Source organism: Methanobrevibacter sp. (genome assembly GCF_045116495.1).
Lineage (GTDB): Archaea > Methanobacteriota > Methanobacteria > Methanobacteriales > Methanobacteriaceae > Methanocatella.
The window spans coordinates 1-5,673 of the sequence record NZ_JBGULU010000070.1; the positions used below are offsets into that span (position 1 = coordinate 1).

General features: G+C 34.3%; 7 protein-coding genes. 6 read left to right on the plus strand and 1 reads right to left on the minus strand.

Going from position 1 to position 5,673, the window contains the following annotated elements; translation table 11 throughout:
* The 4 genes from ACJMLH_RS03310 to ACJMLH_RS03325 form a co-directional block, all read left to right on the plus strand.
* On the plus strand, positions 1 to 789 hold a 789-nt coding region (locus ACJMLH_RS03310; RefSeq protein WP_405274697.1), incomplete at its 5' end, for an Ig-like domain-containing protein.
* Between the two features lie 76 nt (positions 790 to 865).
* Positions 866 to 1,615, plus strand: coding sequence for a hypothetical protein (locus ACJMLH_RS03315; RefSeq protein ID WP_405274699.1), 750 nt, complete (start codon positions 866 to 868; stop codon positions 1,613 to 1,615).
* A gap of 181 nt (positions 1,616 to 1,796) precedes the next feature.
* Positions 1,797 to 2,651, plus strand: coding sequence for a UTP--glucose-1-phosphate uridylyltransferase GalU (galU, locus tag ACJMLH_RS03320; RefSeq protein ID WP_405274701.1), 855 nt, complete (start codon positions 1,797 to 1,799; stop codon positions 2,649 to 2,651).
* Positions 2,652 to 2,698: 47 nt separating this feature from the next.
* Positions 2,699 to 3,922 (plus strand): aldo/keto reductase, encoded by a 1,224-nt coding sequence (locus tag ACJMLH_RS03325; RefSeq protein WP_405274703.1) that lies wholly within the window; start codon positions 2,699 to 2,701, stop codon positions 3,920 to 3,922.
* On the opposite strand, the gene ACJMLH_RS03330 is transcribed toward ACJMLH_RS03325, so the two are convergent.
* Positions 3,919 to 4,077: a hypothetical protein gene (locus ACJMLH_RS03330; RefSeq protein WP_405274705.1), complete on the minus strand. Its 159-nt coding sequence runs from the start codon at positions 4,075 to 4,077 to the stop codon at positions 3,919 to 3,921. The genes ACJMLH_RS03325 and ACJMLH_RS03330 overlap by 4 nt on opposite strands.
* A gap of 171 nt (positions 4,078 to 4,248) precedes the next feature.
* Here ACJMLH_RS03330 and ACJMLH_RS03335 point away from each other — a divergent pair, with 171 nt between their 5' ends.
* Together ACJMLH_RS03335 and ACJMLH_RS03340 are read left to right on the plus strand one after the other, a co-directional pair.
* Entirely contained in the window at positions 4,249 to 4,458 is a 210-nt protein-coding gene (locus tag ACJMLH_RS03335; protein WP_405274707.1) for a TIGR04165 family Cys-rich peptide, read from the plus strand.
* Position 4,459: 1 nt separating this feature from the next.
* On the plus strand, positions 4,460 to 5,584 hold the full coding sequence (locus ACJMLH_RS03340; protein ID WP_405274709.1) for a TIGR04083 family peptide-modifying radical SAM enzyme: 1,125 nt from the start codon (positions 4,460 to 4,462) through the stop codon (positions 5,582 to 5,584).
* Positions 5,585 to 5,673: the final 89 nt, after the last annotated feature.

Genomic DNA, 5,673 nt, shown 5'->3' on the forward strand with positions numbered 1-5,673 from the left:
TTCTGGGGAGATACATTGGACAATCCAAATGCAATACCTAAAATTGAAAATGTCACAAAATGGCTGGTAATGAAATTCACCCACAATGGGGAACTGGTTAAAAAAGGCCAAAAGATTGTTATAAAATATGACATTACAAGTCTTGTCGATAAAGAAGGAAACGTGTCTCAATATGATGCGTTAATCGATAAATCTGGCCAGCTGGTTTACACTGCCCCAAAGGCAGGATATCTAAATATCACATTGATAAATGGCAATATACATGTCACTGTAGATTCCAAAGATAAAATTGCTTCAAAAGACCTTACATGCTATTATAAAAGTAAAACAGTCTATAAGGTCACTGTCAGTGACATGTCAGGCAAAGCAGCATACAAATATGTCAAGTTTACCGTTGACGGTAAAAATCATAAGGTTAAGACAGATAAAAATGGTGTTGCAACTTTAAAAATAAACTTAAAACCTGGAAAACATACCATAACCAGTTCATATGGTTCTGTCATTGTTAAAAACAAAATAACCATTAAAAAGACTTTAATAACAAAAAATATCAATGTTAAAGTTAAAAAGTCCGCTAAATTCAAGGTAAAAGTTTTAGATTCAAAAGGTAAAGCTTTTGCAAAAAAATTAGTCAAAATTAAATTTAAAGGCAAAACCTATAAAATCAAGACTAACAAAAAAGGAATAGCTACTTTCAGCATACCTAAGAATTTGAAAGTTGGAAAACACACTATCAAAACAACTTACAACGGTCTGACAAACACAAATAAGATTATAGTTAAAAAATAACTATAATTATTTTCTTTTTTTTAATCAAACGATATTTTTTTTAATTTCATCTTCCATAATATTAATTGGTGATAATTTGAGATTCAATTCAAAAGCTTTAGGTATATTAACTGTATTGTTTGTCATTTTTGCTGTAATTTCAGTTACAAATGCAGTAGATTCAGTAAATGATTTCAGCAATAACAATTTTAAGATAGATATGCCGTCCGGATGTGACTTCAGTCAAAATGCTACTAGTAAAGTTAACGTTGGTGAGGTATCTGTGGACATGACTGTTTTTGAAAATACCGGAAATAACTCTAAAGAGGTATCTTCAATAACCTATCTGAAAGATTCATCAGCTAATAAGAGCGTAGCATCAGGTTTTATCAACGATATTAAGAAGAATGGAAAAATTGTTGAAGAAAATGATAAGTATATAGTAGTAAAAACTCTAAATTCAACTAATTTTAATTTTTCCGCCTCTGATATTGAAAAGGGAATTGATGATGTAATGGGATTTGCCAATGAGGTCTTTTCATCAGGGGATTTGAAATTTTCAGCTGACGGCGACACTGTCTCATTTTCCAATAAAGGCTTAGAAATTTCTGATTCAAATGGAACAAACGTTTCCGTTTCTAGTGATGGAATTAAAGTTGTTGATGGTGAAAACAGTTCCTACAATGCTGATGTTTCATTTAATAGCAATATAAGTACTGAGTTTTTAGACAGTGATTATGTTGTCTGTTTGGAAAATCAAAACAACAGTCAGCTAATCATTATATCTGGAAATGATTTAGAATCCTTAAAGGCAATGGCCGATACTGCTTCTTTTAAAGGGAATTAAACTTTTATCAAAGTTTTATTCTTTTTTATTTTTTTATTAAACAATTTAATCTCTTCCATATTGATTTTTGCTTTTTCATTATCTGAAAGATTCATGAATTAAACTTGATTTAATTTTTTCATAACTTATTTAATGTATTAAATTAAAAATTAGTATTAAATAAAACTTAGGGTGATAAATTATGAAGGCTGTAATTCCTGCGGCAGGTTTTGGAACTAGATTTTTACCTGCTACCAAGGCACAAGCAAAGGAAATGTTGCCGGTTTATGACAAACCAACCATTCAATATGTTATTGAGGAAGCTGTGGCTTCAGGTATTGATGATATTTTAATTGTTACCGGTAGAAATAAGAGATCCATCGAAGATCACTTTGACAAGTCATTTGAACTTGAACAGACCCTGCAGAGTGCAGGAAAAGATGACCGTTTAAGGCAAGTTCGTGCAATCACTGACTTGGCCGACATTTGTTATGTCAGACAAAAGGAACAGAAGGGACTTGGTGATGCGATTTACTGTGCTAAAAAACACATCGGAGGAGAACCATTTGCTGTTCTTTTAGGAGATTCAATTACCAAAGGCCCAACTCCATGCACCAAACAGTTGATTGATGTTTATGATAAATATGACGCATCTGCAATTTCTCTTGAAGAAGTTCCTAAAGAAAAGGTGGAAAGGTATGGTATTATCAAGGGAACTGAAGTTGAGCCTAATGTCTATAACATTGAAAAACTTGTTGAAAAGCCATTAGCCCATCAGGCACCATCTAATCTTGCCATTATGGGACGTTACGTTTTGGCACCTGAAATTTTCGATAAGATTGATGAAACCGAACCGGGCGTCGGCGGTGAAATCCAGCTTACAGATGCCCTTCAGAAGCTCGATTCAATTTACGGCGTGACCTTTGAAGGTAAAACCTATGATATAGGTAACCGTTTCGAATGGCTTAAAACTTCAATTGAATTTGCAATGGATGATGAGGAATCCAAAGACGCCTTGATTGAATATATGAGAGAAATTATTAGGGAAAATGAATAGGTTATTTTATTTTAATTAACCTTTCAAAACTTTTTTTTATTGATATCATGCAAAATCGAATAATCAGAAAAACGGGCGATGAAATTTCACCGTTGGGATTTGGAGCAATGAGGCTCCCTCTAAAAAATGGTAAAGTTGATCGCGAACTTGCAAAAGAACAAATATACCATGCTATTGATAATGGAATAAATTTTATAGACACTGCTTATCTTTATGGTGACAGTGAGACTTTTTTAGGTGAAATACTGCAGGGGGAGTATAAGGACAAGGTTAAATTATGCACCAAACTGCCTGCCATCAACATCAGAAAATATGAAGATATGGAAACAATTCTGGATGAGCAGTTAAACCGCCTTCAAAGGGATTGCATTGATTACTATCTGATTCATGGCGTTGATTTGAAAACAATCAACAGGCTTTTGAAAAAGGATTTGCTTAAATTCATCAGAAAAGCTAAAAATGACGGCAAAATAAAGCATGTCGGTTTTTCATATCATGGTCCCAAAGAGGAATTCGAAATTATTGTTGATGGATATGACTGGGATGTTGTAATGGTTCAGTACAACTATTTTGATGAGAATGTTCAGGCCAGTACTGAAGGAATTGAATATGCAGCATCAAAAGGGATGGGTATTTTGGTAATGGAGCCTTTAAAGGGAGGTATTCTTGCAGGCAAGATGCCCCGCGAAGCTGAAGAAATATTCAGAAAGGCAAATCCAAATAAAAGCAATGCCCAGTGGGCCATGGAATGGGTTTTAAATAACAGAAATGTAACCTGTGTCTTGTCTGGAATGAATTCAATTGAGCAGATTGATGAGAATATTGCTATTGGTGAAAAAACAACTCCTTTATCTTTGAGTTTTGAGGAAATGGAAACAATAGAATATGTAAAAAGGGTGCTGAGAAATTCCTTAAAAATCAACTGTTCAACTTGCGGATATTGTATGCCATGCCCACAGGGGGTAAATATTCCGGAATGTATGAAAATATACAATGAAAAATACCTGTTTGAGCATAAAGGGTTATTTAATCAGTCTTTTATGGATTATTATCAGTATGTTGGAGGCATTATGGGAAATGAAGGCAATGCCGGTAAATGCAATGGCTGCGGCAAGTGCTTAAGAAAATGCCCTCAAAAATTGGATATTATAGAAGAACTTAAAAAAGTTAAAAAAGAGTTTGAATTTCCGGGAATGAAATATGGCCTAATGTTTGTTAGAACCATCGGTTTTCCACTCTACAGAGCTATTGTTAAACTTTTAAACCGCTAATTTTTTCTTATTTTGTCAGTTATATTTTCCCATTCCTGAGATTTTACAACATCAAAAGAATCTCTCCATACATTTTGGCGGACAATATTTGATATTTCTGTAAAAACTCGATTGTTTCTCTGTTTTAAAAACAGGTCATAGTAGTCATATGGCATTTTCATCACTTTAAATATTATTTTTAATAAGTAATATTGCTAATTTTGGTATTTAAAGCTTGTTGAAGTCATTTGGTAAAATTGTAGTCACTTAACCATTTTATTTAAAGTTTTCGGTAATTCTATAAGATTATATACTAAAAAATTAGAAATATTAACAAGGTGAATTTAATGAAACTTGAAGAATTATTGGCTCCATGTCCAAAATGCGGCTCAAAAGATAAGGTGGCCAAAAGAAAATTATTGGACAACCACAGGGCACATGCGGAAATGGAAGCAGTAAAATGTACTGAGTGCGGTTACATTTTCTTTGTAAACGACAGTATGGATGAAGATGAGAAAAAGCAACTATTGAGAGAATTAAATAAAGTTCATGGATAAAATGACATTTCATGTAATGATTATTCCAACATTAAACTGTCCATCAAACTGCAAATACTGTTGGGGATCTGAAAACAAAAAAGAAATGATGGATTTGAAAATCATCGACCAGATTATTGATTGGTTAGGTGATTTCAGAGATGATAAGGTTCACTTCACATTCCATGGTGGGGAACCGCTTCTTGCAGGCTATGATTTTTATGAATATGCTTTAGAAAGGCTTTCAAAACTGGATAATTTCGAAGGTTTTTCCGTTCAAAGTAATATCTGGCTTTTATCAGAAGAGCTAATTGATTTGTTTGTGAAATACAATGTTGTCGTAAGTACAAGCATTGACGGGCCAAAGGAAATCAATGACTATCAGAGAGGAGACGGCTACTTTGACAAGACAATGTCTAAATATGAGCTGGCCAAGAGCAAAGGACTGACAATCAACTTTGTTTTGACAGTAACAGATTACTCCAAGGATTTCTCAGATGAATTATATGAGTTTTTTAAAGGCGAACAGATGAGTCTGAAGATTCATGCAGCCCTTCCTTCACTTAGGGGAGACAATGCAGACCCATGGGCACTTGACCAGGAAGAGCATGGTAAACTGCTTGTTGATTGGCTGGATAAATACCTCTATGACTTGGATAAGTTTGCCATAATGGATTTGGACCATATTTGTAAGAGTGCCCTCAGAAGAAGAGGAACTCTCTGTACATTTGCAGACTGCATCGGAACAACCCTTGCTGTAGGTTCTGACGGTTCAGTTTATCCATGCTACAGATTTGTTGGAATGCCGGAATATGTTTTAGGAAATGTCGCAGACAATCCGAGTTTTGATGATTTAAAGGCATCTGATGCATGGGCAAAACTTCAGGAATTCAGAGATTTTGTTGATGAGGACTGTAAAAAATGCAGACATAAGAAATACTGTGAAGGAGGATGTCCTTACAATGCAATTGTGGCATATAAAACACCTCAGGCAGTGGATCCGCAATGTACAGCATATAAAATGATATTTGATGAAGTCTCAAAAAGAATGAATAAGGAATTTGCCAAGTCCGCCTTTGGAATGGGTGCGCCTGCTCCCAGAAGGGAAGGTGAACAGTTCAGCATAATGGATCTTGCAATGAAATAAGGAGGGTAATTATGATTTGTGATGACTGTGAATATTTAGAATTGAGAAACAAGTACAAAATTGTATGTAAAGTTCATGACCATCTTCTG

Excerpts from the sequence above, each read along its gene's own strand:
- ACJMLH_RS03335 (WP_405274707.1), top strand. The coding sequence starts at position 4,249 with ATGAAACTTGAAGAATTATTGGCTCCATGTCCAAAATGCGGCTCAAAA.
- ACJMLH_RS03340 (WP_405274709.1), top strand. The coding sequence starts at position 4,460 with ATGACATTTCATGTAATGATTATTCCAACATTAAACTGTCCATCAAAC.
- ACJMLH_RS03325 (WP_405274703.1), top strand. The coding sequence starts at position 2,699 with ATGCAAAATCGAATAATCAGAAAAACGGGCGATGAAATTTCACCGTTG.
- ACJMLH_RS03330 (WP_405274705.1), bottom strand. The coding sequence starts at position 4,077 with ATGCCATATGACTACTATGACCTGTTTTTAAAACAGAGAAACAATCGA.
- galU (WP_405274701.1), top strand. The coding sequence starts at position 1,797 with ATGAAGGCTGTAATTCCTGCGGCAGGTTTTGGAACTAGATTTTTACCT.